This window comes from Actinosynnema sp. NPDC023587, assembly GCF_040640215.1.
Taxonomy (GTDB): Bacteria; Actinomycetota; Actinomycetes; order Mycobacteriales; family Pseudonocardiaceae; genus Actinosynnema.
This window is the reverse complement of record NZ_JBFABG010000001.1, coordinates 755678-780999: the sequence shown is the minus strand read 5'-3', so window position 1 is coordinate 780999 and position 25322 is coordinate 755678. Positions and strand designations below refer to the sequence as shown.

The 25322-nt window shown below is 72.8% G+C and carries 23 protein-coding genes and 1 tRNA gene; 8 read left to right on the top strand and 16 right to left on the bottom strand.

The annotated features are described in order from the left end of the window. The first annotated feature begins 42 nt into the window (after positions 1 to 42). On the top strand, positions 43 to 1680 hold the full coding sequence (locus AB0G01_RS03910; protein WP_360939380.1) for a TM0106 family RecB-like putative nuclease: 1638 nt from the start codon (positions 43 to 45) through the stop codon (positions 1678 to 1680). A 136-nt stretch (positions 1681 to 1816) separates the two neighbouring features. Here AB0G01_RS03910 and AB0G01_RS03905 read toward each other — a convergent pair whose 3' ends face one another. The 3 genes from AB0G01_RS03905 to AB0G01_RS03895 form a co-directional block, all read right to left on the bottom strand. Continuing rightward, a complete protein-coding gene (locus tag AB0G01_RS03905) occupies positions 1817 to 2125 on the bottom strand; it encodes a hypothetical protein (protein ID WP_360939378.1) in 309 nt (102 codons plus the stop codon). Then, positions 2122 to 2418: a hypothetical protein gene (locus AB0G01_RS03900; RefSeq protein ID WP_360939376.1), complete on the bottom strand. Its 297-nt coding sequence runs from the start codon at positions 2416 to 2418 to the stop codon at positions 2122 to 2124. Before AB0G01_RS03900 ends, AB0G01_RS03905 begins: the two co-directional genes overlap by 4 nt. A 402-nt stretch (positions 2419 to 2820) precedes the next feature. Further along, positions 2821 to 3573: an SDR family NAD(P)-dependent oxidoreductase gene (locus AB0G01_RS03895; RefSeq protein ID WP_360939374.1), complete on the bottom strand. Its 753-nt coding sequence runs from the start codon at positions 3571 to 3573 to the stop codon at positions 2821 to 2823. 584 nt (positions 3574 to 4157) lie between these two features. On the opposite strand from AB0G01_RS03895, the gene AB0G01_RS03890 reads away from it, so the two are divergent. Beyond that, positions 4158 to 5951 (top strand): gamma-glutamyltransferase family protein, encoded by a 1794-nt coding sequence (locus AB0G01_RS03890; protein WP_360939372.1) that lies wholly within the window; start codon positions 4158 to 4160, stop codon positions 5949 to 5951. Positions 5952 to 6062: 111 nt separating this feature from the next. Here AB0G01_RS03890 and AB0G01_RS03885 read toward each other — a convergent pair whose 3' ends face one another. Next, positions 6063 to 6209, bottom strand: a complete 147-nt coding sequence (locus AB0G01_RS03885) for a hypothetical protein (protein ID WP_360939370.1) — start codon at positions 6207 to 6209, stop codon at positions 6063 to 6065. 454 nt (positions 6210 to 6663) lie between these two features. Then, positions 6664 to 7038: a hypothetical protein gene (locus AB0G01_RS03880; protein ID WP_360939368.1), complete on the bottom strand. Its 375-nt coding sequence runs from the start codon at positions 7036 to 7038 to the stop codon at positions 6664 to 6666. Positions 7039 to 7413: 375 nt separating this feature from the next. Between AB0G01_RS03880 and gmd the strand changes: the two genes are divergently transcribed. Then, positions 7414 to 8403, top strand: coding sequence for a GDP-mannose 4,6-dehydratase (gene gmd / locus AB0G01_RS03875; RefSeq protein ID WP_360939366.1), 990 nt, complete (start codon positions 7414 to 7416; stop codon positions 8401 to 8403). Continuing rightward, the gene (locus tag AB0G01_RS03870) at positions 8400 to 9284 is read left to right on the top strand and encodes an FkbM family methyltransferase (protein ID WP_360939364.1); all 885 of its coding nucleotides are present in this window, start codon (positions 8400 to 8402) and stop codon (positions 9282 to 9284) included. Before gmd ends, AB0G01_RS03870 begins: the two co-directional genes overlap by 4 nt. Before the next feature lie 36 nt (positions 9285 to 9320). Here AB0G01_RS03870 and AB0G01_RS03865 read toward each other — a convergent pair whose 3' ends face one another. The 10 genes from AB0G01_RS03865 to AB0G01_RS03820 all read right to left on the bottom strand — a co-directional run bounded on the left by AB0G01_RS03865 (position 9321) and on the right by AB0G01_RS03820 (position 20612). Further along, positions 9321 to 11705: a glycosyltransferase gene (locus AB0G01_RS03865; protein WP_360939362.1), complete on the bottom strand. Its 2385-nt coding sequence runs from the start codon at positions 11703 to 11705 to the stop codon at positions 9321 to 9323. 2 nt (positions 11706 to 11707) lie between these two features. After that, positions 11708 to 12847 (bottom strand): hypothetical protein, encoded by a 1140-nt coding sequence (locus AB0G01_RS03860; RefSeq protein ID WP_360939360.1) that lies wholly within the window; start codon positions 12845 to 12847, stop codon positions 11708 to 11710. 91 nt (positions 12848 to 12938) lie between these two features. Then, positions 12939 to 14237, bottom strand: coding sequence for a hypothetical protein (locus tag AB0G01_RS03855; RefSeq protein WP_360939358.1), 1299 nt, complete (start codon positions 14235 to 14237; stop codon positions 12939 to 12941). After that, complete coding sequence (locus AB0G01_RS03850) at positions 14234 to 16591, bottom strand: glycosyltransferase family 4 protein (RefSeq protein WP_360939356.1); 2358 nt, start codon at positions 16589 to 16591, stop codon at positions 14234 to 14236. Before AB0G01_RS03850 ends, AB0G01_RS03855 begins: the two co-directional genes overlap by 4 nt. After that, a complete protein-coding gene (locus AB0G01_RS03845; RefSeq protein ID WP_360939354.1) occupies positions 16584 to 17735 on the bottom strand; it encodes a hypothetical protein in 1152 nt (383 codons plus the stop codon). Before AB0G01_RS03845 ends, AB0G01_RS03850 begins: the two co-directional genes overlap by 8 nt. 299 nt (positions 17736 to 18034) lie before the next feature. Continuing rightward, the gene (locus AB0G01_RS03840) at positions 18035 to 18997 is read right to left on the bottom strand and encodes a hypothetical protein (RefSeq protein ID WP_360939352.1); all 963 of its coding nucleotides are present in this window, start codon (positions 18995 to 18997) and stop codon (positions 18035 to 18037) included. A 47-nt stretch (positions 18998 to 19044) separates the two neighbouring features. Continuing rightward, positions 19045 to 19440 (bottom strand): hypothetical protein, encoded by a 396-nt coding sequence (locus AB0G01_RS03835; protein ID WP_360939350.1) that lies wholly within the window; start codon positions 19438 to 19440, stop codon positions 19045 to 19047. Between the two features lie 94 nt (positions 19441 to 19534). Beyond that, positions 19535 to 19963, bottom strand: a complete 429-nt coding sequence (locus AB0G01_RS03830) for an OsmC family protein (RefSeq protein WP_360939858.1) — start codon at positions 19961 to 19963, stop codon at positions 19535 to 19537. A 150-nt stretch (positions 19964 to 20113) separates the two neighbouring features. Continuing rightward, positions 20114 to 20186, bottom strand: a tRNA-Gly gene (locus tag AB0G01_RS03825). 27 nt (positions 20187 to 20213) lie between these two features. After that, on the bottom strand, positions 20214 to 20612 hold the full coding sequence (locus AB0G01_RS03820; protein WP_360939348.1) for a hypothetical protein: 399 nt from the start codon (positions 20610 to 20612) through the stop codon (positions 20214 to 20216). A 248-nt stretch (positions 20613 to 20860) separates the two neighbouring features. Between AB0G01_RS03820 and AB0G01_RS03815 the strand changes: the two genes are divergently transcribed. The 4 genes from AB0G01_RS03815 to AB0G01_RS03800 all read left to right on the top strand — a co-directional run bounded on the left by AB0G01_RS03815 (position 20861) and on the right by AB0G01_RS03800 (position 25095). Next, on the top strand, positions 20861 to 22162 hold the full coding sequence (locus tag AB0G01_RS03815; protein WP_360939346.1) for a sigma-70 family RNA polymerase sigma factor: 1302 nt from the start codon (positions 20861 to 20863) through the stop codon (positions 22160 to 22162). A gap of 99 nt (positions 22163 to 22261) precedes the next feature. Beyond that, positions 22262 to 22696, top strand: coding sequence for a DUF983 domain-containing protein (locus AB0G01_RS03810; protein WP_360939344.1), 435 nt, complete (start codon positions 22262 to 22264; stop codon positions 22694 to 22696). Positions 22697 to 22743: 47 nt separating this feature from the next. Next, a complete protein-coding gene (locus AB0G01_RS03805; RefSeq protein ID WP_360939342.1) occupies positions 22744 to 23607 on the top strand; it encodes a DNA-formamidopyrimidine glycosylase family protein in 864 nt (287 codons plus the stop codon). A gap of 228 nt (positions 23608 to 23835) precedes the next feature. Continuing rightward, positions 23836 to 25095: a histidine kinase gene (locus AB0G01_RS03800; RefSeq protein WP_360939340.1), complete on the top strand. Its 1260-nt coding sequence runs from the start codon at positions 23836 to 23838 to the stop codon at positions 25093 to 25095. A gap of 28 nt (positions 25096 to 25123) precedes the next feature. On the opposite strand, the gene AB0G01_RS03795 is transcribed toward AB0G01_RS03800, so the two are convergent. Next, positions 25124 to 25291 (bottom strand): hypothetical protein, encoded by a 168-nt coding sequence (locus AB0G01_RS03795; protein ID WP_360939338.1) that lies wholly within the window; start codon positions 25289 to 25291, stop codon positions 25124 to 25126. Positions 25292 to 25322 lie beyond the last annotated feature (31 nt).

Here is a 25322-nt window from a genome sequence, read left to right as displayed (position 1 = left end):
TTGCCGGTACAAGCGTCGGCGCGGCGGCATACCCTGCTTGCCGTGACTTCCCAGGTGCAGTTGGACGCCGGCGTGGTCACTCGTTGCCGGCGGCGGGTGCACCTCGAACACGATCCGGCGATGCGCGACGCGCCCACAGCGCCCCCGGACCCCACCGGCCTGCTCCGCAAGGCCGACGCGACCGAGCACCGGCGGGTCGTCGCCGAGGCGCTCGGCCGGGTCGTGGGTTCCGACCTGATGGAGATCCCGCAGGACGTGCCCGGTGCCGACCGCGAACGCGTCACCGAAGCCGCCCTGCGGGCCGGCGTGCGGTTCATCTGGGGCGCGGCGCTGCCCCGCGACCCGCGCGGCGGCCGGCGCGGCGGCATCGACCTGCTGGTCAAGGACACCACCGGGTACGTGCCGGTGCTCGTCGTGCGGCACAAGGTCACCGACCCGGGCACCGGCGCGCGCACCTCGCCGCTGTCCCACCCGCTGCCCGGCGGCGCGCGCGTCGACCCGCTGCGCAAGATCCGCCCGCAGCCCCGTGACCAGCTCCGACTCGCCCACGCCCAGCGCCAGCTCCAGGCGTCCGGGTTCGCCGCCGCCGGCCGCTCCTACGGCGGCGTGGTCGGCATGGACGGCGACGTCGTGGTGTGGCACGACCTGGACGCGCCCACCTGGCCCGGCGGCCGGACCGCGCTGGCCGAGTACGACTCCCGGTTCTCCGACCGGCTGTCCGTGGCCTCCGCCGCCGCGACCGGCGCGCAGCCGCTCGCGCGGCCGTCGCGGATCGTGGAGTGCCGGTCGTGCCCGTGGTGGCCGGTGTGCGAAGTCGACCTGCGGACCGCGCGGGACGTGAGCCTGGTCGTGCGCGGCGAGGACGCCGTGGCGCTGCGCAAGACCGGTGTGTCCACGGTGGACGACCTGGCCGCCCTCGACCCGGGGGTGGAGCCGGTCACCCCGCTGGTCGGGATGCTCTACCCGGACGCGGTGGTCTTGGCGCGGGCGTGGCTGCGCGACCTGACCGTCGTGCGTCGGGTGCCGACCATGGACGTGCCGCGCGCGGACGTCGAGGTGGACGTCGACATGGAGAGCTTCGGCGACCTCGGCGCGTACCTGTGGGGCTGCCTGCTGTCCGGCGCGGACGTCGGCGAGGAGCCCGGCTACCGCGCGTTCGCCACCTGGGACCCGCTGCCGTGCGACGACGAGGCCAGGTCGTTCGCCGAGTTCTGGGGCTGGCTGACCGGGGTGCGGCTGCGCGCCCGCGCCCGCGGCCTGACCTTCCGCGCGTACTGCTACAACGAGCTCGCCGAGAACCGCTGGCTGCTCGGCTCGGCCGAGCGGTTCAAGGGGCGGCCCGGCATCCCGACCGCAGCCCAGGTGCGCGAGTTCATCACGTCCGACTCGTGGGTCGACCTGTTCGGCATCGTCCAGCGGCAGTTCCTGTGCGCCCACGGCAAGGGCCTCAAGACGATCGCCCCGGTCGCCGGGTTCTCCTGGCGCGACCCGGAGGCGGGCGGCGAGAACTCCATGCGCTGGTACCGCGACGCCGTCGGCGTGGACGGCCCGCCACCCGACCCGGACCAGCGGCGGCGGCTGCTGGAGTACAACGAGGACGACGTCCGGGCCACCCACGCGCTGCGCGAGTGGATGACCTCGGACGCGATGGACGACCTCCCGTTCGCCGGCGACCTCTGACCGACCAGCGGGGGGTGCGGAGAACGCCGTCACCGGGGGCACATCGACCCCGGAGAGGCCGCGCGGACTCGCGGTACAGGCGGGGCCTGTGGCGAAGACCCCTGCGGAGGGGATGTCCTGACGAAGTGCAGGCTGCTTACGGGTGCGGTCCGATCGTCACGATCGTGATCTGATCTTCCTCAAGGCCGTAGATCCACCACATCCGCCAAGCTGAGGGAGTCTTGTTCTCGACGTAGGACTCCCACAGCTGAGTGCCGTTCGGCCCTGGCACTGACTGGTACTGGTGCGAGCGCAATGCCGGGTAGCGCGGGCCCGACTTCTCCAGTTGGGCCAGCGCCTTCCGGATCTTCTTGAGCTTCTTGGCGTACTGCTGCTTCCCTCGAAGATCCTCTAGAACTGCTGAAGCCTCGGCGGTGTACCGGAGTTCGTAGGGTGGAGCGCTCACTCGTCCTCTTCGTCGATCTCGACGTCAGCGGTGACCCAGTCGAGCTTCTGCACCTTGCCCTCTGCGGCGTCTGCCAGGCCGCGGAATAGCGATGCCCTCAGCTCGTCGTTCTCCCAGACCATCAACTCCCGCTTCGGGATGCTGGCCAGCGGGGTGAGCAGGATAGCGCCTTCATCGTTGATCGACACGGCGTAGCGGTCGTCCTTGTGGACTCCTGCCTTGCCGAATGCGATGCGCGAGCGCTCGTCGGCGGCTACTTCGGTGATGGGGCGGAATCCTTCGAGTGTCGTCATGGTGAGCCCCTCGATCAGGTTGCGAGCTGGGCCGAGCAAGCCGTCACTGTTGCGGCAGTGACGCGCTCGTGAAGCCCGGGATGCTCCGCGACACGGTGTCTGGCCAGTCCTCGTCAAGGACGGGGGCGTCGCAGTGTCGGTGGTGGCTAGTTGGTGTCGGCGGCTGTCTCCAGGCTAGTGATGTGTGGGTAAATGGGCAATACCCCATCCTGTTGACTGCCACACAACGCTGAGGGGTGGCGGATGGTTCCCGACGGAGCCGTTGACCTTGTGGGGGGCGCTTCGTCGAGGTCGGATCAGGCGCAGGTGCCGTCTGCACGGGTTGGCGAACAGCCGTCCCGATCCGTGCTGCCGGCCCCGGCGCGGGAAGCGGGTTTGCCCAGTACAGACTGGCCGCGCCGACTACCGGGGTGCCATGCGGAGAGCGCCGTCCATCCGGATGACCTCGCCGTTCAGGTAGTCGTGCTCCACGATCGACACGGCCAGTTGCGCGTACTCCTCGGGCAGCGCCAGCCGCTTCGGGAACGGCACGCCCGCCGCCAGGCCCGCCCGGAACTCCTCGGAGACGGTGGCCAGCATCGGGGTGTCCACGATGCCCGGCGCGATCGTCATCACCCGCACGCCCACGGACGACAGGTCGCGCGCGGCCGGCAGCGTCATCCCCACCACGGCGGCCTTGGACGACGCGTAGGCGACCTGGCCGATCTGGCCGTCGTAGGCCGCGATGGACGCCGTGTTGATCACGATGCCGCGCTGGCCGTGCTCCAGCGGCTCGGTTCCGCCCATCGCCGCCGCCGCGAGCCGCAGCACGTTGAACGTGCCGACCAGGTTGACGTCGATGACCTTGCGGTACAGGTCCAGCGGGTGGGGGCCGGACTTGCCGACGGTGCGGGTGGACGGGCCGATGCCCGCGCAGTTCACCACCACGCGCAGCGGGACGCCGGAGCCGGCGGCGGTGTCCACGGCCGCCCGCACGTCCTCCTCGGAGGTCACGTCGGCGGCCAGGTAGGTGACGCCCTCGACGGGTTCCGCGTCGTCCACCCGGATGTCCAGGGCGAACACGCTCGCGCCCTTCGCGGCCAGCGCCCGCGCGGTCGCGTTGCCCAGCCCGGACGCCCCGCCGGTGACGATCGCCGCGGTTCCCTCGATCTTCATGCCGCCCACCCTCCGTCGCCCCGCCGCTCTGCCGGGACTGGAGGTTAACGCCCGTTCAGCGACCGGTGGTCGGAGAGGTGCAGCAGTGCGACCAGGGGCACGGCCGCGAGCAGTGCCAGGCCCGCGAAGAGCAGGGTGATCAGCAGCAGTTCCATACCTGAACGATGCACGTCCGGGGCGTGGTCCCGCGTCCGCCGCCAGGGCTGTTCCGCGTACCCCCAGAGGACTACTCACCTCACTCTCCGCATCCGACTTGCGTTCGACCCGCGTCCGACTTCGGCCGCGAACCTCCCGCTGCGGGCCGTGGAGGGCGCTCACCTGGTGGTTCGGGATGCCGATGCGGTGGTGTTGCTCACGGAGCGGCCCGGGTTCCGGGGGTCGCCCGGCCGGGTCGGCGGGCGGTGCCGCCGTCCTCGCCGCCCGCGACCACCCCGACGTGGATGCCTTGCGCCGCGCGGGTTTGCCGGCCCGGGTGCCCGGCCGCGAGCAGCCCGCCGAGGCCGGGCCGGACGGGGTCGCGCGCCAGGACACGATTTAGTTCGCGAGGGTAACCAAACGGTGGGATGTCCACGTAGGTTGTCCGCGTGTTCACAACCCGCCCGGAACTCGTCGGCACCCACGGCATGGTCGCGTCCACGCACTGGCTCGCCTCCAGCGCGGGCATGGCGGTGCTGGAGGACGGCGGCAACGCGTTCGACGCGGCCGTCACCGCCGGCTTCGTGCTGCAAGTCGTCGAACCGCACCTCAACGGTCCCGGCGGCGAGGTGCCCGTGGTGTTCACCACGGCTGGTGACGGCACGCCGAAGGTGCTGTGCGGCCAGGGCGTCGCCCCCGCCGGTGCCACCCCCGACCACTACCGCGGGCTCGGCCTGGACCTGGTGCCGGGCAGCGGGTTGCTCGCGGCCACCGTGCCGGGCGCGTGGGACGGCTGGCTCACCCTGCTGCGGGACCACGGGACCAGGTCGCTGCGGGACGTGCTCGGGTACGCCATCGGGTACGCGCGCGACGGGTTCCCGCTGCTGGAGCGGGTGTCGGCGACCATCGAGACGGTCTCGGACCTCTTCCGCGAGCACTGGACGTCCTCGGCCGGCCTGTGGCTGGCGGGCGGCGCGCCGCCCCGGCCGGGAGCGCGGTTCCGCAACCCGAAGCTGGCCGACACGTGGGAGTGGCTGCTCGCGGCCGGCGAGGCCGCCGGGAGCGACCGGGAGGCGCAGATCGAGGCGGCGCGGCGGGCGTGGTCGCAGGGCTTCGTGGCGGCGCAGGTCGAGGAGTTCTGCCGGACCGCGTTCCGCGACGACTCGGGCGCGGACCACGCCGGCGTGCTGACCGGTCAGGACATGGCGTCGTGGCAGGCGACCTACGAGGACGCGGTGACCGCGGACTTCGGTGAGTGGACGGTCGCGAAGATCGGCGCGTGGTCGCAGGGACCCGTGCTGTTGCAGCAGTTGCGGCTGCTGGAGCCGTTCGCGGACCGGTTGTCCTACGTGGACGGTGTGCCGACCGAGGAGACCGTCCACCTGGCGGTGGAGTGCGCCAAGCTGGCGTTCGCGGACCGCGAAGCCTGGTACGGCGACAGCGGCGACGTGCCGCTGGAAGCCCTGCTGTCGAAGGACTACGCCCAGGCCAGGAGCGCGCTGGTGGGCGAGACGGCGTCCCTGGAGCTGCGCCCGGGGTCCCCCGGCGGGCGGACGCCGGTGTTCCCGGCGCACGTGCTCGCCGGCAGTTCCGTCGCCGTGCGGGACGGCGGCGGCGCACTCGGCGAGCCCACCGTCTCGCGGACGGGTGCGGTTCGCGGCGACACGGTGCACATCGACGTGGTGGACCGCTGGGGCAACCTGGTGTCGGCGACCCCGTCCGGCGGCTGGCTCCAGTCGTCCCCGACGATCCCGTCGCTCGGGTTCTGCCTGGGCACCCGCGCGCAGATGTTCTGGCTGGACGAGGGCCTGCCCAACTCCCTGGCCCCGGGCAAGCGCCCCCGCATCACGCTGTCCCCGTCGCTGGCGCTGCGCGACGGTTCGCCATACGCCGCGTTCGGCACGCCGGGCGGCGACCAGCAGGACCAGTGGCAGCTCGGTTTCTGGCTGGCGCACGTGGTCGGCGGCCTGAACCTCCAGGAGGCCATCGACTCGCCGATGTGGCACAGCAACGCGTTCCCGAGCTCGTTCTACCCGCGCGCGTGGACGCCCGGTGAGCTGGTGGTCGAGTCGCGCCTGGGCGCGGCGGCGCTGGAAGCGCTGCGGGAACGGGGCCACGCGGTCGTCGACGCGGGCCCGTGGGCCCTCGGCCGGATGTCCGCCGCGGCCCGCGACCCGCAGGGCGGCCTGCTCCGCGGCGCGGCCAACGCGCGCGGCAACCAGGGCTACGCCGTCGGTCGCTGACCCGACCCGATCGCCCCCGCCCGACCGGATCGCCGTGCGGTGACGGGGGTTGGAACGGCCCCGGCCCGAGGGGGAGGGGGCCGGGACCGTTCCGGCTCTGGTGGGTGTCGGTCAGCCGACGCCCGGGTCCGCGTTCGCGGTGGGAGGGCGTGGGTCCGCCTCCGGTGCGTGCGCGGTTCCGCCCAGGAAGGCCACGGCGGCGGCACCGGTACCGCCGAGGACGGCGGCCGTTCCCGTGGTGGCGCTCCTGAGGTTCATGGCCGGAAAATTTCGCAGTTCGGCCCCTCGGATCAAGCTCGCTACCTCCTCCGAGTGGAGTTCTTCACCCGGAGTGGTGGCCGGAGAGCACAACCCGGCCGTCGGCTGCCGGACCGACGACATCGCCGGGCACCTGGTCATCGGTCCGGCCACTTCGCGGACTCGTCCGGAGTCGGGTGGTGGGAAACCGGTGCGCGGGGATCGGGCACCACCGGTCGCGCTCGCCCGTGAATCGGGTTTGGTGCGTCCCGGAGGCCATAACCCGACAGTATGAGGAATTGTTATACCTCCGGTAACCCACGGTATAGGCGTATTGGGCGCACATTCCCGGAGGGCTTCGACAAGGGTGCATATTCCCGTCACGGAAGGCGAGCGCACTCCGGATAAAATGCACGGAGGGTGACCAACTCGAACAGCCCCGCGTTCTCCACGCGGGGCTGGGTGCGGTGCGGTGTCAGGCGATCGCGCCCGGCGGCAGCTTCAGCTTGAACGGCAGCGTCGTCACCACGGCCAGGTCCGACGCGGTCCGCTTCATCAGCGTGGGCGCGTTGCGGGAACCCGGCTCGGGCAGGTCGAGCAGCCGGTCGACGGCCTCGACCAGCGGGCCCTCGTAGATCCAGACCGCCTGCGCGGCCCGCGTGCTGTCCCGAACCGCAGGTAGGCGGCCTGCGCGCGCCTCGGTCTCGGACCAGAACAGGATGGAGTCGATGAAGCCCCTGCGTTGCTTGAACGCCATGATGCGATCGAGCTGTCCGCCCTCGTCCCGGAGGTGGAGGAACTGGAAGCCGCTCTCGCGCAGCTCGATGACCTTGCCCAGTGCGAGATCCATGGCGCACCTACCTCTGTATCCGAGGTCCCCTAGCAGGTACAGGTCTGCTGACCTGAAAAGGATCGTACGGCAAGCGCACAATCGGCCATAGGGCCTAGGTGGACGTTGTGGTCTCAATGCGAGGACGATCCCGGTCTGTTTTCGAGACGCACCGCAGCGTCCAAACCGTGCGCGCGAAAAATGTAACCGCTCCCAAAGTGACCAGGCTCACAGCAAACCACATCCGCGTCTCCGGGTCACTCGGGGGAAGTCGTCACCAGAACAGACGTCGCACATGTCGGGTGGGTTGCCTGCCGCCCGGACGGCCAACCCCCGCCCCGCCGGTCTTCCCGGATCGGGTGAAGGGGAGGGCACGCCCACGGCTATCCTTGCGCGGTGGCGCGTGCATTGATCACCGGCATCACCGGTCAGGACGGCCGATATCTCGCCGAGCTCCTGCACGGCAAGGGGTACGAGGTCTTCGGGCTGGTCAAGGGCCAGAGCAACCCGCGCGCCGAGATGGTGCAGCAGGAACTGCCCTTCGTGGAGGTGGTCTCGGCCGACCTCCAGGACCTGACCAGCCTCATCTCCGCCGTCGAGCAGACCCAGCCGGACGAGGTCTACAACCTCGCGGCCATCTCGTTCGTCGCGCTCAGCTTCAAGCAGGCCGAGCTGACCTCGAACGTCACCGGTCTGGGTGTCCTCCGGATGCTGGAGGCCATCCGCATGGCGGGCGGCAGCACCAACAACCCGATCCGCTTCTACCAGGCGTCCAGCTCCGAGATGTTCGGCAAGGTGCGGGAGACGCCGCAGCGCGAGACCACCCCGTTCTACCCCCGGTCCCCGTACGGCGTGGCCAAGGTCTTCGGCCACGACATCACCGTCAACTACCGCGACAGCTACGGCCTCTACGCCTGCTCCGGCATCCTGTTCAACCACGAGTCGCCCCGGCGCGGCCTGGAGTTCGTCACCCGCAAGATCACCAACGCGGTGGCCCGGATCAAGCTCGGCCTCCAGGACAGCCTGGTGCTGGGCGACCTGGAGCCGCGCCGCGACTGGGGTTTCGCGGGCGACTACGTGCAGGCCATGTGGCAGATGCTCCAGCAGGACGGGCCCGACGACTACGTGATCGCCACCGGCCGCACGCACCGGGTGCGCGACTTCGTCAGCGCCGCGTTCGCCCACGCGGGCATCGACGACTGGGAGCGGCACGTGACCCAGGACCCGCGCTTCTTCCGCCCGGCCGAAGTGGACCTGCTGGTCGGCGACGCCGCCAAGGCCCACGAGAAGCTCGGCTGGAAGCCCGAGGTCGAGTTCGCCGAGCTGGTCGCGATGATGGTCGACCACGACCTGGACGTGGAAGCGCGCAAGGCGGGCCGGCGGTGATCTCGTACGCGCAGAACGGCGAGGACGTCGTGCTCGCCCGGCTGTTCCACGGGCGCGGCACCGGCCGGTACGTCGACGTCGGCGCGGCCGACGCGGTCCAGGACTCGGTGACCAAGCACTTCTACGACCTCGGCTGGCGCGGCCTCAACATCGAGCCGATCCCGGCCCAGGCCGACCGGCTGCGCGAAGCCCGGCCGGAGGACGTCACGCTGGCCGTCGCGATCGGCGCGTCCCCGGGCACCGCGACCCTGCACGTCGTCGCGGACCGCTCCGGCTGGTCCACCCTGGACGCCGACCTGGCCACCGGCTACCGCGCCGAGCTGCGGGTCGACGAGGTCGAGGTGCCGGTGCGCACGCTCGCCGACGTGCTGGACGAGTTCCCCGGCCCGGTGGACTTCCTCAAGATCGACGTCGAGGGCGCGGAGCAGGCCGTCATCGAGGGCGCGGACTGGACCCGGCACGCGCCGAGGGTGGTCCTGGTCGAGGCGACCGAGCCCGGCTCGCCGACGCCCAGCCACGCGGGCTGGGAGCCGCTGATGCTCGCGGCCGGCTACGCGTTCGTGCTCTTCGACGGGCTCAACCGGTTCTACGCGCGGGAGTCCGACACCGAGGCGCGGACCGTGCTGTCCGCGCCGGCGAACGTGTTCGACCAGTACGTGCGGGCCGAGCACGCCGGGCAGCGCGCCGCGCGGGTGGCCGAGATCGGCTACATCCGCCGGATGGAGAGCACCGTGCGCGAGGCGCAGGAGGCCCGGGTCAAGGACGCCGCGCACATCGAGGAGCTGCGGACCGCGCTGCGCGAGGCCGAGCTCCGGCTCGGGAGGTCGAACCGGCGGCTGGCGGCGCTGGAAGCGCGGCTGGTGGAGCTGGAGAACCGCTGACCCGACCCGCGCGAGCGGGCCGGGCCGGCGGTGGGCTCACCTCCGGTGCACGCCGCCGAGGTGCCTGCCCTCGTGGTAGATGCGCCTGATCCGGTCGCGCATGACCGCACCGACGGCGTCCGCGCCGCTGTGCTCCCGGATCGCCTGCCGCGCCCGTTCGCCCGTGCGCGCCCGCAGCGCCGGGCTGTCGGCGAACCGCCGCAGCCACTGGCCGGCCTGCGCCACGTCCGGTTCCGCCCAGAGCTGCCCGGGGCGGTACCAGTCGGCGAACCGGTTGTCGTAGCGGTGGTCCTTGGCGGTGATCGGGCGGATGCCGTAGCCGACGGTGGCCGCCGCGCCCGGCGGCATGAAGTCGGTGTTGCCGCCGTAGCCGGTGGCCACGACCGGTTTGCCGAGCATCATCGCTTCCGCCATGCCCAGCCCGTAGCCCTCGGAGCGGTGCAGCGACGCGTACACGTCGCACGACGCGAGCAGCGCGTCCATCTCGGCGCGGCTCAGGTCGTCGGAGATCAACGTCCCGCCCACGCCCGCCACGGCGTCGGCCAGCGCCGCCGCCATCAGCGGGAAGATGTCCAGGTCGACCGCCTTGACCACCAGGTGCGCCCGGGTGCCGCGCTCGTGCGCCGGGAACGCCCGGCGGAACGCGTCGATCACGCCCCACGGGTTCTTGCGGGCGTCGCTGGACGACGCGCTGAACGTGAACAGGACCACGAACGCGTCGTCGGCCAGGCCGAACCGGGCCCGGTCCGGTTCCGCCGACACCTCCGGGATCACGTTGGGCACCACCGTGATCGGGATGTCGGTGACGGTGCGGAACGCGTCGCCGACGAACGACGACACCACCCACAGCTCGTCCACCCGGGGTAGCTGGACCAGCGTGTAGTCCAGGATCTCCGGCAGCTCCCACGCCCACAGCGCGATCGTGTAGCGGTCCAGCGCCGAGTCCGGGATGAGCTGGAACTCGTTGAGGTTCACCATCCACAGGTCGACCGGGTAGTCCTTGCCGCCGCGCAGCTCGGACATCTCGCGCGGCACCGCGACCGTCCGGACCGGGGCGCGCGAGTTGAACTCGGTGTAGGTCAGGCCGACGTCGGTGTCGCGCAGCGCCGCCCCGGCCCGCCGGAACGACTCGGACAGCCCGGTCGTGGCCCGCATGTCCGCGAACAGGTTCACGCCCGGCACCGCGATCTCCAGCGGCGCGGTCACGTCGGCGGGTACCGCCGCCCGCGCGACCTGCGGCGCGTGGTCGACCGACGCCTCCAGCGCCTCCCGGTACTGGCGCGCGACCGCCGGCCACGACGCCGCCGACGCGACCCAGTCCCGGGCGAGCCCGCCCGCCGCCCGCACCTCGCCGGGCTCGACGATCATCCGCTCCATCAGCGCGGCCAGCGCCTCGGCCTCGGCCTGCGGCTCCAGCGGCACCCGGAAGCAGAACTCCTCGTCGTAGTGCCGGTTCTGCGGCAGGTCGCTGGTGATCACCGCCCGGCCCGCGCCGAACGCCCGCATCATCACCGCGCTGGTCTCGCCGGCCGTGGGCCAGCGCAGGTTCACCACGGCGTCGGTCGCGCCGATCAGCCGCTCGAAGTCGTCCTTGGCCGGGCTTAGCTCCAGGTGCACCGAGTGCGCCAGCCCGTACTGCTCCAGGGCCCGCACCACGTCGGCGTGCACGTCGGGGTAGTCCACGTGCCCGGCGATCAGCAGCCGGGCGTGCGGCCACCGCCGGCGCGCCTGCGCGAACGCCAGCACCACCACCAGAATCCGCTTGATCCGGTTGAAGCCGCCGAACACGCCGAACACCACGTTGTCGTCGTCCCACCCGAACCGGGCCCGCACGGCCGCGCGCTCGGCGTCGTCGCGCACCGGCGCGCCGGAGTTCACCACGGACACCGGCAGCGCCGGGTACCGCTCGCGCAGCCGGGACGCGGTGTACGGGTCGTGCACGATGACGCCCCTGCTCGCGGCCAGCAGCCGCCGCTCCATGGTCATCGTCATGGCGTCCAGGTAGCGGGTCCCGTCCGCCTCGACCGCCGGCCACCCGTGCAGCAGCGCCGGGTCCCCCGGGTCGCCCCAGATCGGGCCGTGCGCGTAGACGAGTTCGTCGCGGAACGCGCGCGTGCCCAGACCGCCGTGGAAACCCTGGTGGAAGTCCAGCAGGGACGTGTCGTGCAGCACCACCACCCCCGGCTCGGCCAGCGCCCGCCGGTAGATCCACGAGTGCACGCCCGCGTGGTTGCCCATCTGGTAGACCGGCAGCCCGGTCGCCTCGGCGGGCGACACCACCGGCACCGGCGAGGACGCGCCGGCGGACCGCGCCACGGCGGTCAGCGACACCTCCCCGCCCAGCGGGCCGAGCAGCTCGTAGGTGTAGTCCGCGATCCCGCTGCGCTCGGGCGGCAGCGGGCTCCACATGCCGACCCGCATGGTCACATCCACGCGAGCAGGCAGTACCGGCCGGGCCGGGCCGCGTCGGTCGCCGCCTCGGGCCACCCGTCCAGCGGTCCGCTGTCGGGGTAGCGCACCTCGATCTTGTAGAACCCGGCGACCTCCGCCAGGAACCGCAGGAACGTCGGGTGCACCGGCCGCCGCGCGAACGGGTCGACGTGGAAGTCGGCCAGGGCCGGCCCCTCCGGGTCGGGCGTCTCCAGCACCAGCACGCCGCCGGCCTGGAGCGCCCGCGCGGCCAGGTCGAAGAACCGGGCCAGCACCGCCGGGTCCTGCCGCTCGGCGAACCGGAACGCGGTGACCGCGCCCAGCGACCGCTTCCCGGCCCGCGCCAGCGCGTCCAGCGGGTCGACCTCCGCCACCGGCAGGCCGAGTTCGGCGCAGTGCTTGACCACGAACGGGTTGGCCGACGCGCCGGAGGCGGGCACGTCCGCCGAGCGCAGCACCTCCAGCCACTCGCCGCGGCTCGGCGACACGTCCAGCACCGGGCCGCCGGCCGCGCGGACCACCGGGAGGTAGGTCTCGCGGGCGGCCCGGACGCGCTCCTCGGGGCCGTCGAGCAGGTTCGCCACCGGGATCTCCAGACCGGCCGCCCGGTCCGGCACGGCGGTCACCTCGACGTCGGGCGCGGTGGCCCGCGCCCGGTCCAGGAACAGGTCGAGCTGGGCGTGCCGCAGCCGGGTGTCCAGCGCCGCCGAGTCCAGCTCGGCCAGCCGCCGTTCGATCCGGTCCAGCCGGGCGGCGACCTCGTCGGTCGCGGTCTCCCGGTCGACCAGCCGCAGCCGCAGGTCGGTGACCTCGGTGCGGACGCCGCCGATCGCCGCGTACAGCCGCTGGTTGAGGCCGGCCATGATGTTCTGGTCGGCGGCGCGCAGCTTCTCCAGCTCCTCCTCGGAGGCCGCGCCGCTCGTGCCACCCGCGCCGCTCGCGCCGCCGCCCTGGCTCAGGGCGGCGACCGCGTCGCGGACCGCGAGGTTGAAGTCCACCTGCCACTTGAGCTGGCGCTTCCACAGCAGGCGCAACAGGAATCTGCCGAACAGGTCCCGGGAGCGCAGCGGCAGGTGAAGGTTCCGGTGCTGATCCAGGCGGACGATGGCGTCCGCCAGGCGTGCTTGCGACATGGACCGTCCAACGGAAGATTGCGGGCGAAGTCGCCGAGAGCGGCTGGGTCCAGTCTAGGCCAGGTGCCCCGCCCGGATGGGCGCAACCGGGTCAGCGGACCGGCTTCGCCTTCAGCTCGCGCACCAGGCTGTCCACGACGACCGGGTTCAGCAGGCTCAGCGTGCCGCCCGCGAGGCTCCGCTCGGCGACCTCGACCACGACCGCGCCGGTGTCCGCGAGCATCTTCCCGGCGGCCTCGCCGCGATCCGCCGCGAGCTGGCCGTGGTGCATGATCGTCAGGTCGGCGAACGCGCTGCCCAGGTACTTGGTGGTGCGGATGGTGAACGAGTCGCCGAGCATGCCGACCCGCGCGCCGAACGTGCCGGGACCGGAGGTCGTGGCGAGCCGCAGCGGCTTGCCCAGGTCGCGGGGCGTGTCGTCACGGGTGCGCGAGGTCTTGCCGTCCGGCAGGATCCGGTAGGACAGGCCGGTGGTGGTGCCGGTGCGGCCGATCAGCGGCGGCAGGTCGGCGGCGGACTGCCACGCCGGGCCCTCGTCCACCCGCCACGTCGAGGTGAGGCCGGGCCGCAGCTTCTCGGCGAGCCGGCGGGCGACCACCACGCCGCCCTCCTCGCCCCAGTGCGCGTCGACCGGGCCGTAGACCGGCGAGCCGAGCCGCTCGCCCCAGTCCTTCAGGTCCTCCCGCACGTCCAGCACGTAGTCCTCTTTGGACACCGCCGCCCAGAACTCGTCCACGACCTCGCGGTGGCACTCCCGGCCGGGCAGGTCCGCCGGCAGGTTCTGCGGGTAGAGCGTCGCCTTGTCCGGCGCGACGACCACGACGAACTTCCGGCCGGTCGCCGTCACGCCGTCGCGCAGCGCCCGCAGCCGGCGGACGATCTCGTCCGTGCCGAGGGACTGCGCGCAGTGGCTGGCCAGCTCGTTGCCCAGGTACAGCCAGCCGTTCGTGCCCTCCACGACGTCCGGGAAGGTCACCGGTGGCCGCTCCGGCTTGGCGGGCTTGCTGGTCTCGGTCGGGATGACCGCGCCGCCCTGGTCGGACTTGGGCCGCGCGGGCGGTTCGCCGAACACGCCCCGGCTGATCGCGTCGTAGAAGCCGATCGCCTGCTCGCGCAGCGGCAGGTGGTCGCTCGCCCACGGCTGGAGCCGGTCGATCTCGGTGATGCCGGGGAACCCGGTCAGCGCCCGGTTCTCGAACTCGCGCGGGTGCGCGCCCAGCACGAACGCCACGGCGGGCAGCGCGAGGAACACCACCGCGCAGATCAACGACGTCCGCTGGGTGGCGCTGTGCCGGGGGCGGTGCAGGGCGTGTTCGGTCGGCAGCAGCGATTCGTGCACCGGCGGCAGCACGGTCCCGGCGTTCGGATCGGCCTCTTCGTGAACGGTCATCGCCGACCCAGTATGGCTTCCACCCGGCCCAGCGCGTGGCGGATCGGGCCGGCCGCCGGTCCGAGCACCCGGCGCGCGGCGCGCACCAGCGGCGGTCGCGGCGGTGGCGGCGGTGGCGGTGCGGTCCGGGCGAGCCACGTCCGGTGCGCGTCGTCCAGGTGGGCGCGCAGCCACGCGGCGGCGGCGTCGGACGACCGGGTGCGGACCAGGTGCTCCCGGGCGGCCAGGCCGCGCCGGTGCGCCTCCTCCGGGTCGTCGGCGATCTCGCGCAGGGCGCGCGCGGCGGCGTCCAGGTCGGGCTCGGCCCAGCGCGCGCCCGGCTGGTACGGCGACCAGCCCGGCCCGACGGCCGTCATGCCGTGCGGGATCGGCCAGCCGACCGAGGCGTCCACGAACTCGGTCGTGCCGCCGTAGTCGGTGGCCACGACGGCGAGGCCGCGCATCATCGCCTCGGCGACGGTCAGCCCGAAGCCCTCGCTGCGGTGCAGCGACACGTAGGCGTGGCTGGCCGCGTACAGGTCGGCCAGCTCGTCCGCGCTCAGGTACCGCTCGACCAGGGTGATCCGCGGGTCGCCGGCGACGTGCAGCCGCAGCCGTTCCGCCGCGCGCGGGTGGAGGTGGGCATTGGTCGACTTGACGACCAGGCGCACGTCCGCGCGGTCGGGGAAGGCCCGCTGGAACGCCGTCACCACGCCCCACGGGTTCTTGCGCTGCGCGGTGCTGTTGAAGTCGAACGCGAACAGGAAACCCGTGGTCTCACCGGGACGGCGCGGCTCGGCGCGCACCAGGGCGCGCTCCACCACCGGCACCGGCACGGTCCGCACCGGGACCGGCGAGTGCGGCTCGATCGCCCGACGGACGAAGTCGCTGACCGTCCACACCTCGTCGACCAGTCCGAAGTGGTGCATGTTCGGCGGGAACTCCTCCAGCTCCCACGCCCACAGCCCGATCCGGTACCGGCCGTGCCCCACCTCGGGGTCGGCCTCCAGCAGCGGGCGGGTGAAGTCGCCGTTGACCGTGATCAGGCTCACCGGGTAGCGGGGCCGGCCCACCGAGTCCGGCGCGGCCACACCGGTGCGCACGGTGCCCCGCACCGACTGCTCGTCCACCACGGACACGTGCGGGATGCCGGCGGCGGCCACGACGTCCAGGATCACCCGGCCCATCTCGCCGATGCCCAGCTCCGCCGTGTGGTAGCCGGCGACGTTCACGCCGAACGCCGTCGTCGGCGGGGCCGGCTCGACCGGGGGCGTCGGCAGCGCCCACACCGGCACGCCCTCGTGCACGCCGTGCCGCGCGCACCAGTCGCGGAAACCGGTGTCCCGGACGTCCAGCGGGTGCGGGAACGCGACCCGCAGGTCGACCCGGGACCGCCACGCGCCGTGCAGCAGCCGGTTCATGCCGGCCACGCGCTGCGCCGGCGTCGCGGGTGAGGTGAGCCAGTCCCGGAAGGCGGTGCCGTCGAACGCGTGCGGCGGCGGGACCGGGGGGCTGTCGTCCCACGGGTCCGGCTCGACCCGCAGCGCCTCCTTGAACACCGTGCGCATCACGTCGGTGATCGGCTCGCCGTCGGGGAACGCGTCGAACGCGGAAGGGGTCGCGGCGCGGGACGCGGTCGGGGTGTGCCGGTCGTAGAGCCGCCGCCAGCCCGGGTGCGCGGACAGCAGCACGCGGTCGTGGCCCGGCGCGACCAGCCACGGGTCCTCGTGGCCGGTGAAGTCGACCACGAGGACCCGGGACGGCTCGCGCTCGTGCAGGTTCCAGGCGGCGACGCCCAGCCCGGGGTCGCGCGCCACGTGGTGCGGGAAGAGGGCGGCGGCGTCCGAGGCCCACCCGCTCGGGGTGTCCGCGACCAGGTCGGCGCGGGCGCGGTCGACCCAGAAGTCCGCGAACGCCGTCGCGTCGCGGCCCACCGCCACGAAGTTCTCGGTGAACCCGCCGACCCGCCGGGGGTGCCGGCCGTCGTCGGGCAGCGGCGCGAGCAGCGCCGGCACCAGCGTCAGGCCGGTCGGGAAGTCCGGCAGCCGGCCCAGCACCAGCGAGTCCGGCACGAGGTGCACGACCAGGTCGTACCGGTCGAGCAGTCGCCGGACCAGCAGCGGCGCGGCGAACCGGACCAGCTCGGCCGACGTGGCGCAGGTCGCCGCCCGCAGGTACTCGTCCCGGGGGACGCCCAGGTCGCGCGCCGCGAGCACGGTGCCGCCGGGCAGTTCCCCGGCGTCCTCCCACGCGTCGGCGACCAGCACCACGAAGTCGTGGTCCGGGTGGTGCTCCCGGTAGGAGCGGGCCAGGTCGCTCGCCGCGGCCGGCCCGCCGACGACCACCGCGCTGCCGGCGACCCGCCGATCAGGCATCCACGGCCAGTTGTTCGAGCTGCGCCTCCAGCAACTCGTCGAACGCCTTGGTGACCTGCGCGAAGTCCTTGCCGGTCACCTGGACGCGGACCACGACGTCCTTGGAGATGTAGTGCGCGCGCACCACGCCGAGGGTGTTGCCCGCCGGCGCGGCCTGGAAGGCCGTGACGCCCGTGGGCAGCGTGCCGGTGTAGGGCTGCAACGCGTACTTCGCCTGGAGCACGCCCAGCGCGTCGCGGGCGGTCTTCGCCTCGGTCGCGCCGTTCGTCCGCACGGTCAGCACCTGCGTGTACAGCGTGCCGCCGGACACCACCGAGCCGCCCAGCCGGGACCGGCCCGCGCCGGACGCCTGCAACGCCTCGTTCTCCTCGGCGGTGAGCAGCTTGCCGGACACCACGTCGGCGAAGTTCTTCACGCCGGACTGGTCCTGGCTCACGCCGGGCAGCTTCGCGATCTCCAGGCCGTCCTTCGGCTTGGTCGTGGTCGTGGTCGGGGGAGCGGTGGTCTGCGTGGTCTCGCCGCCGGCCGTCGTGCCGCCGTCGCGGGTGGTGAAGAACCAGATGCCGCCGCCGACCAGCGCCAGCACCAGCACCACGCCGACGATCGCCAGCCACTTCTTGCCGCCGCCACCGCTGCTCTCGTCGAACACCTCGGGGCCCTGCGCGATCCAGCTCGGCGTCTGCTCGCCGACCACGCCGAAGCCCTGGTCGTTGCCCCACGGCGGGGTGTTCGGCGGAGCACCGCCGCCCCAACCGCCCTGCGGGGGCTGCTGCTGTTGCTGTTGCTGCTGCGGGGGCAACTGGTTCGGCGGGGGCGCGACCGGTCGCACGTACTGGGTGCGCTCCGCGTCCGGCGGTCGTGGACTGCTGACCACCTGCGTGGCGTCCGGGTTCGGCGGCGGCACCGGCGGCTGGCCGGGTGTCACCACCTGGGTCGCGTCCGGGTTCGGGCCGCCCTGGGGAGGCTGCGAGGCCTCCCAGCGGAAGGGCGCGCCGAACGGGCCGTTGCCCTGCGGGGGTTGTTGCGGCGCCGCGCCCGAGGCGGAAGCCAGGAGCTCGTCACGACGCCTGCGGTAGTCGTCGGCGCTGATCCGACCCTCCGCCAACGTCCTGTCCAGCTCCGCCAGGTCCTCTTGCCAGGCCATCCGCCCCTCCAAAGTCGCCGCGCGGTCGTCATTGTGACCTATGGGCCGACGGGGCCTTCGGGCATCCGTCACTTGTGATGCTGTCGTTGCCGTAGATGAGCCGTACGCGCGTGGGAGTGACGTCGACACCCACATCGCTCTAGTCCGAATGACGTATTCATTACTGGACTATATGGAGTAACACCCGCATTTTTGGGGTGACCGTGAGGGGACGTTGATCACCACCGCGAGATCCGCCGGGTTTCCGCTGACCCGTCCCCGTGCGCCGGAAGGCGGCCCCGCCACGGCGGGGCCGCCGCTCAGTTGCGCCTGGTCAGGAGGGTCGGTCCGACGATCCGCCGCGCGAGCCGCTTCAGCGCGCTCTTCGACCCGCCCTGCGCCGACCCGGACGCCTCGGCGTCCTCGCCCTGCGCCGCCGTGACCGCCGTGACCGCCTTCGGTGCCGGTGCCGGTGCCGGTGCCGGGGTGGGTGCCGGTGCCGGTGCCGGGGTGGGTGCCGGCTTGGCGACGGGTGCGAACACGACCGTCGCGGCCTGCGCGGTCGAGCTCGGCGGCGCGGGCTTCTCGACGGGCTTCGCCACGACCGCCGCCTGGGTGGAGATCGCCGCCTGGATGCCGGCGACCGGTTGCGCCACGACGGACTGGGGCTTGGGCGCGACGACCGGCTGTGCCCCATTGACCGGCTTGGGCGCGACGACCGGCTTGGGCGCGGCGGTGGGCGTGGGTGCGGCGGGTGTCGGCGCGGTGGGTGTCGGCGCGGTGGGCGGTGCCGCCGGCGCTTCGACCGCCGCGCCCGCGTCCACGGGCGCACCCGCGATCGGGATCGCGGGCGTGAACAAGCCGCGCGCCGATCGCTCCACGGCGGTCTCGGCCGCCGGCGACAGGACACCCGCCATCGGGGCGGGTGTCGCCGCGTCCGCGATCTCGCTCCTCGGCGCGCCCGCCACGGCCTCCACCGGGGGGCCGGCCGGCGCGGGTGCGGCCGGTGCGGCCTTCGGGACCGCCGGGGGCGCTGCCTTGGCCACGGCGGGGGCGGGTGCGGACTTCGGGGTGCTCGGCCGTGAGGCCGGGGCCGGGATGGTGGCCCGCGCTCCGGCTGTGGACGTCCGTTCCACCGTCGCGACCGTCGAGGCGGAGGACGCCCTCGCGGTCGTCGCGAGCCGGTTCTGGGTGGCGACGGGCGGCATGCGGAGGGTCGGCGCGTCGTTGCTCGGCTGGAACTTGTTCTGCGGGGACTGGTCAGGCTCCTGGCTGAACGTCACGCCGGGATCTTGCCAAATCACCCGGAGCGGGCCACCGGCAGGTTGAATCAGCAGAAGATCAATCCACACGGCCTGGTGGTCGTGGTGGTGGTCTCGGACGTCGTGGTGGTGGGCCGCGTCGTCGTGGTCGTCGGCCGGGTGGTCGTCGTCGTCGCGGCGGTGGTCGCGGCCGTGGTCGACGTGGTGCCCGCCGTGGTCGTGGTGGTCGTCGTCGTGGTGGTCGTGGTGGTGCTCGGCCGGGTGCCGGCGGTGGTCGTGGCGGTGGTCGTGGTGGTTCGGCCGGGCGGTGGGCTGCTGGTCACCACGACGACCTGCGCCTCGCCCACCGGCTGGACCGCCTGGGGCGCGTCGGCCGGCGTGCGGTGCGCGAACAGGGCGGCGAGGACGACACCGGCCAGCGCGCCGATGGCGAGTCGCGTCGGACCCCCCGCTGCGGTGAGCATTGACCCTGAGTACCGGCATCCTCACCGCGGGTCAAATCGCTCCCGGGGTGTCGGGCACCGGCCCGGCGCGCGTGGCGTCGGGCCGGTGCCTGGATCACTCCGCGAGTTCGGCGGTCAGCGTGATCGTGGTGCCCGCCAGCGCCTGGCTGACCGGGCAGTTCTGCTTGGCGGTCTCGGCGGCCCCGGCGAACTCGTCGGCGCTCAGACCCGGCACGGACGCCACGACCGTCAGGTGGATGCCGGTGATGCCGGTGCCGGGCTGGAAGGTCACCTCGGCCGAGGTGTCGACCCGCGTGGGCGGGGTGCCCGCCTGCGCCAGGCCGTGCGAGAGCGCCATCGAGTAGCAGGACGAGTGGGCCGCCGCGATCAGCTCCTCGGGGCTGGTCTTGCCGTTCGCCTCTTCGGCGCGCGACGGCCAGGACACCGCGTAGGAGCCGATGGCGGACGACTCCAGGGTCACGGTGCCGCTGCCGTTGAGCAGGTCGCCTTCCCAGTGGGTGGTCGCCTTGCGCGTGGTGGCCATGGTGGTGGACTCCATCTCCGGAACGTCGGAAGAACCTTCGCCGCCAAACCTAATGGCGATCACCCGCCGACGCCGGTCCCGCGCGGGCCAGATCACCGCCCGGACATGCGAAAAGGGGCCCCGCGACACACCGGGGCCCCTTTTCGGGAGAGCGGATGACGAGACTCGAACTCGCGACCCTCACCTTGGCAAGGTGATGCGCTACCAACTGCGCTACATCCGCCTGACACGAAGAACTATAGACCACGCCTCACACCGCGTTGCGACCGGGGGGTGGGCTCGCGCCCAGCAGCCGGTCCACCTCGGACAACCTCTCGGCGGGCCAGCGCCACTCCCACAGCGGTCGCACCCGGTCCACGACCTCCGCCGGCAACCAGGGCGCGACGTCGTCCCGCAACTCCCACTCGTCGAACACGTGCTCGTAGAAGCTGACCACCGACGCGTTGGACAGGAACTGCTCGGGCTGGTGGAAGCACCAGTGCGCGAACCCGTAGACGCGGCGCAGCACGTCGTCGTCGCCGGCCCGGTGCGCCTCGGCCGCGAGCTGCCACAGCTCCGACAGGAACACGTGGCAGGACCACGACTCGCGCTCGACGACGGCGCTCAACTCGGGGAGGAGGGCCGAAGCCCTCGTGCGCCAATCGCCCACGAGGCGGGACCCTACCGGTCGAACGGCCCAGCGCGAGGGGGCCGCGCACCACCTGACGCCTACCCGTAACCGGCCCGTCACCGAGTGCGAGCAGTGCGCACGGGGGCACCCAGCGTGGTCCACTGCGCCGAACGGCCCACGACGAGTGTCGGGTCTTCGGTATCGGGTCGCTATCACTTCGGGGCGCTCCCGGCCGGCTGTGGCATCTTGACCTCGGACCACAGTGCGGGCGGGAGGTGCCGGGCGGGATGGCCGGAGATGCCGATTTCGACCGGGAACTGCTCGCCAGGGTCAGGTCCGGCGACGACTCGGCGTTCGGGGAGCTGTTCTCCAGGCACGCGGAGGCGGTGCGCAGGTTCGCGCTCCGGCACGTCCGTGAACACGCCGAGGCCGACGACCTGACCGCCGAGGCGTTCTTCCGCGTCCTCCAGGCGATCCGCCGGGGCACCGGGCCGACCGACCACGTGCGCACCTACCTGCTGACCGTCGCCCGCCGCGTCGCGTGGGAGTGGAGCGGACGGCGGCGCGACGTGCCGGTGGAGGACGAGGAGCTGTCCCGCCGGGTCGAGCCGTTCCCGGACGCCACCGCGTCGCGGCCCGAGCACGCGCTGATCTCGCGGGCGTTCACCAGCCTCCCGGAGCGCTGGCGGACCGTGCTGTGGCAGGTCGAGGTGGAGGGCGAGCGGCCCGCCGCCGTCGCGCCCAGCTTCGGCCTGAGCGCCAACGCGATGGCCGCCCTGGCCCGCCGGGCCCGCGAGGGGCTGCGCGCCGCGTACCTCCAGGCGCACCTGGCCGAGGACGTCGGGCCGCGCGCGTGCAACTCCGTGGTCGCGAAGCTCGGCAACTACACCGCCGGCGGCGTCCAGGGCGCGGAGCACCGGCGCATCCGCAAGCACCTCCAGACCTGCTCGTCCTGCAACTCCCTGCACGCCGAGCTCACCGAGGTGTGCTCGACGCTGCGGGCGCACGCGGCGGGCATCGCCGTCCCGGTGGCCGCGACCGCCCTGCTCGGACCCGCCGTGCTGGGCAAGGCCGCGTGGCTCGCCGGCCGGGTCAAGCTGGTGCTCGCGGCGTCCGCGTCGGTCGTCGCGGTGGGGTTCTTCGGCGTGCTGGCGGGCTCGTTCACCGGAGCGCCCGGCCCGGCGCTGGTGAACGCCGGCCCGGACACCCCGAACGGCCACGACGTGCTGGAGCTGCGCTCCGCCCAGCCGACCGTCACCGGTGTGCCGACCAGCGAGACGTCCCCGCCACCGCCGCCCGTGCGGACCGTCGAGCGCACCCGGGAGCGGACCGCGGTGACCACCCCGCCGGCCAGGACCGCCCCCGCGTCCACGCCGGTGCCCGCACCGGGTGCGTCGACCGGCGTGACCACGACGACCGACGACTTCCGGCTCTTCCAGGACCCCGCGGGCGACCCGGTGTCGTCCGAACCGACCACCTCGGAACCGCCGACCGCGCTGGTGGGCACCACGACCACCACGGCCACGCCCACCGTCACCCCCACGACGGTGACGCTGCACCCGACGCCGGCACCCCTGAGACCGGCCTGATCACGGCCCGCGACCGCCCGGGTTCACCCACTGGTCGTAGCCGTTTGCCGGTAGCGTTGAGGCCGCTGAGTGATCGTTCGACGCCTGAGGAGCACGGTGATGACGCGGCTGGTGCGCGGTGCGGACGGCCGGATGTGGACGGTGCGCAGCCAGATCGAGTGGCGCAACCCGTCCGCCGACGCCGACTTCGAGCACGACGTGAGCGGCGGCCACGGGCCGGGCGTGCTCATGCTGACGTTCGTGGTGGTGATGGGCGTGATCCTGATCGCCTGGACACCCCAGGACGTGGTCGTGCCGGCGTGGCTCATCTTCGCCCTGGTGCTGGTGTTCCTGTTCTTCCCCGTCCGGTGGGCGGTGCGCCGGCCGTGGCTGGTCGCGGCCGAGGCGAAGAAGACCGACGAGCTGCCGCCGGAGCGCTGGGTGGGGTCCGTGCGCGGGTTCCTGACCGTGCGCAACGAGGTCTCCAACGTGGCCCGCAAGATCGAGATGTACTCGCTGCCGGACCTGGACGGACCGTTGCAGCCGGTCGACTGAGGCCGGCCGAGGTCGACTGATCGGGTTTCGCGGGTGACACTGGTCGGGTGCCGGAACTACCCGAGGTCGAGGCGCTGGCCGACCACCTGCGCGACCACGCCGTGGGCCGCGTCGTGCACCGCGTCGACGTGGCGTCGTTGCAGGTCTTGAAGACGGCCACGCCGCCGTGGACCGACCTCCGGGGTCGTCCGGTGACCGGGGCGGGGCGGTACGGCAAGCACCTGGACCTGGACTGCGACGGGCTGCACCTGGTCGTGCACCTGGCGCGGGCCGGGTGGCTGAGGTGGTCGGACACGATGTCCGCCGCGCCGCTCAAGCCCGGCAAGGGGCCGCTGGCGCTGCGCGTCCACCTGGGTCCGCCGGGGGAGGGGCCGGGGTTCGACCTGACCGAGGCGGGCACCAGGAAGGGTCTCGCGGCGTGGGTGACCGCCGATCCCCGGACCGTGCCGGGCATCGCCCGGTTGGGACCGGACGCGCTGTCCGTGTCGCGGGTGGAGCTGGGGGAGTTGTTCGCCGGGCGCACCGAGCGGTTGAAGACGGCGCTGACGGACCAGACGCTCATGGCCGGGGTGGGGAACGCCTACTCGGACGAGATCCTGCACACGGCCCGGCTGTCGCCCTACGCGACCGCGGGGAAGTTGGACGCCGAGGCGCTGGACCGGTTGCACGAGGCGTTGACCGGGGTGCTGACGGACGCCGTGGCGCGGTCCGCGGGGCAGTCGGCGGCGCGGTTGAAGGGCGAGAAGCGGTCGGGGCTGCGGGTGCACGCGCGGAACGGGCTGCCGTGCCCGGTCTGCGGGGACACGGTGCGCGAGGTGTCGTTCGCGGACAAGGCATTCCAGTACTGCCCCACCTGCCAGACCGGCGGCAAGTCCCTGGCCGACCGCCGCATGTCACGCCTGCTCAAGTAGCGCTCCCGCTTCGGGGGTGTCGATTCGTGACCGAAGATCGCCCGATCCGGTGGTGACCCGCCCGACCGGGGAGATGCGCACCCCGCCGCTGACGCAACGTGCAGGTGATCGTCGGTCGGCGGGCCGAGCGGCGCGGCCGGGAGAGGCCACCTGTCGAAGGTGAATTCACCGGATGTCGACCCGTTCCGGCGGCCACCCCCTTGCTTCGAGGCCACTCCACGGCACAGCATGGACGCCGTGCGTGACCTCCTGACCGAGCGCGCGGTGCTCGGTGTCATCGCGACCCTCGCCGTGCTGGGCCTCTTCGTGATGCTGTGCCGTGCCCGACGGGTGAGCACGTCGGTCGAAGACGCCGTGATGGACATGCTGCACCGGATGTCCAAGGCGTCCGCCGACCTGCGAGAAGGGCTCACCCAGGACGCGGCCGACAAGGCCACGCCGCACCTGCGCGAGATGCTGCGGTGCGTCGCGGTCGGCATCACCGACCACGAGGGCACGTTGCTGTCGTGGGACGGCGGTGCCAACGACCACTACGAATTCCTGCGGAGCTACATCGAGCGGGCCATCGGCGAGTGCCACAAGGAGCACGTCGAACACCGCAAGCTCGACTGCGAGCTGCCCGGCCCGTGCTCGCTGCACTCGGCGGTGATCGTGCCGCTGATCGTCGAGTCCGAGGTCGCCGGGACGCTGATCGTGGTCAGCGGGGTGGCCAACAAGCGGCAGATCCGGATGGCGGAGGAGACGGCCAGGTTCGTCTCGACGCAACTGGAGCTGGAGGTGTTGCAGAAGTCCCGGCAGGCGCTGGCGCAGGCCGAGGTCCGGGCGCTGCGGGCGCAGATCTCGCCGCACTTCGTGTACAACGCGCTCAACACGATCTCGTCCCTGATCCGGACCGACCCGGCGCACGCGCGGGAGCTGTTGCAGGAGTTCGCCGAGTTCACCAGGTACTCCTTCCGGACCGACGGGTTCTTCACCACGCTGGCCGACGAGCTGACCAACATCCACCGCTACCTGACGATCGAGCAGGCGCGGTACGGCCCGAGGCTCAACGTGCGGCTGAAGATCGCCCCCGAGGTGCTCCAGGTGGTGCTGCCGTTCCTGGTCCTCCAACCGCTGGTGGAGAACGCGGTCCGGCACGGCCTGGCGAAGAAGCCGGGCGGCGGCCTGCTGACGATCATCGCCGAGGACAACGGCGCGGAAGCCCTGATCTCGGTCGAGGACGACGGCCTGGGCATGGACCCGGACCGCCTCTTCGAAGACCTGAAGGACGCCCACCAGACCGGCGCGCACGTGGGCCTGGGCAACATCAACCACCGGATGCGCGCGGTCTTCGGCGACGACTACGCCCTGGTGGTCGAGACGGCACCGGACGCCGGCATGAAGATCATCCTCAAGGTGCCCAAGTACTCGCCGGGCGTCCGCACCAACCTCCCGCTGGTGCCGCACAACCTGGAGGAGACGGCGGAACAGCCCGTGGTCCGCGCCTGATCACGTCACCGGCGCGGGGGTCCGGGGGTCAGGACGCGGCGACGGCCAGGGTGGTCACCAGCACCACCGCGCACACCGACCAGATGATCCACATCCAGTAGATGTGCATGGAGGTCGGGCCGTCCGCGTTCTGCCGGCCCCGGTCGTCCCACCACTCGACGTACCGCTCCAGCCACCGGATCGGGTTGAACGTCATCGGCCGATGTTAGCTCCGCCACCCCCGTCCG

What these genes read in the sequence shown, in the direction of transcription:
- AB0G01_RS03845 (WP_360939354.1), bottom strand. Translation starts at nt 17,735, where the DNA reads ATGGCCTGGCAAGAGGACCTGGCGGAGCTGGACAGGACGTTGGCGGAG.
- AB0G01_RS03830 (WP_360939858.1), bottom strand. Translation starts at nt 19,963, where the DNA reads ATGGCCACCACGCGCAAGGCGACCACCCACTGGGAAGGCGACCTGCTC.
- AB0G01_RS03795 (WP_360939338.1), bottom strand. Translation starts at nt 25,291, where the DNA reads ATGACGTTCAACCCGATCCGGTGGCTGGAGCGGTACGTCGAGTGGTGG.
- AB0G01_RS03855 (WP_360939358.1), bottom strand. Translation starts at nt 14,237, where the DNA reads ATGACCGTTCACGAAGAGGCCGATCCGAACGCCGGGACCGTGCTGCCG.
- AB0G01_RS03880 (WP_360939368.1), bottom strand. Translation starts at nt 7,038, where the DNA reads ATGGATCTCGCACTGGGCAAGGTCATCGAGCTGCGCGAGAGCGGCTTC.
- AB0G01_RS03895 (WP_360939374.1), bottom strand. Translation starts at nt 3,573, where the DNA reads ATGAAGATCGAGGGAACCGCGGCGATCGTCACCGGCGGGGCGTCCGGG.
- AB0G01_RS03815 (WP_360939346.1), top strand. Translation starts at nt 20,861, where the DNA reads ATGGCCGGAGATGCCGATTTCGACCGGGAACTGCTCGCCAGGGTCAGG.
- AB0G01_RS03800 (WP_360939340.1), top strand. Translation starts at nt 23,836, where the DNA reads ATGGACGCCGTGCGTGACCTCCTGACCGAGCGCGCGGTGCTCGGTGTC.
- AB0G01_RS03900 (WP_360939376.1), bottom strand. Translation starts at nt 2,418, where the DNA reads ATGACGACACTCGAAGGATTCCGCCCCATCACCGAAGTAGCCGCCGAC.
- AB0G01_RS03850 (WP_360939356.1), bottom strand. Translation starts at nt 16,591, where the DNA reads ATGCCTGATCGGCGGGTCGCCGGCAGCGCGGTGGTCGTCGGCGGGCCG.
- AB0G01_RS03835 (WP_360939350.1), bottom strand. Translation starts at nt 19,440, where the DNA reads ATGCTCACCGCAGCGGGGGGTCCGACGCGACTCGCCATCGGCGCGCTG.
- AB0G01_RS03860 (WP_360939360.1), bottom strand. Translation starts at nt 12,847, where the DNA reads ATGTCGCAAGCACGCCTGGCGGACGCCATCGTCCGCCTGGATCAGCAC.
- AB0G01_RS03885 (WP_360939370.1), bottom strand. Translation starts at nt 6,209, where the DNA reads ATGAACCTCAGGAGCGCCACCACGGGAACGGCCGCCGTCCTCGGCGGT.
- AB0G01_RS03810 (WP_360939344.1), top strand. Translation starts at nt 22,262, where the DNA reads ATGACGCGGCTGGTGCGCGGTGCGGACGGCCGGATGTGGACGGTGCGC.
- AB0G01_RS03865 (WP_360939362.1), bottom strand. Translation starts at nt 11,705, where the DNA reads ATGCGGGTCGGCATGTGGAGCCCGCTGCCGCCCGAGCGCAGCGGGATC.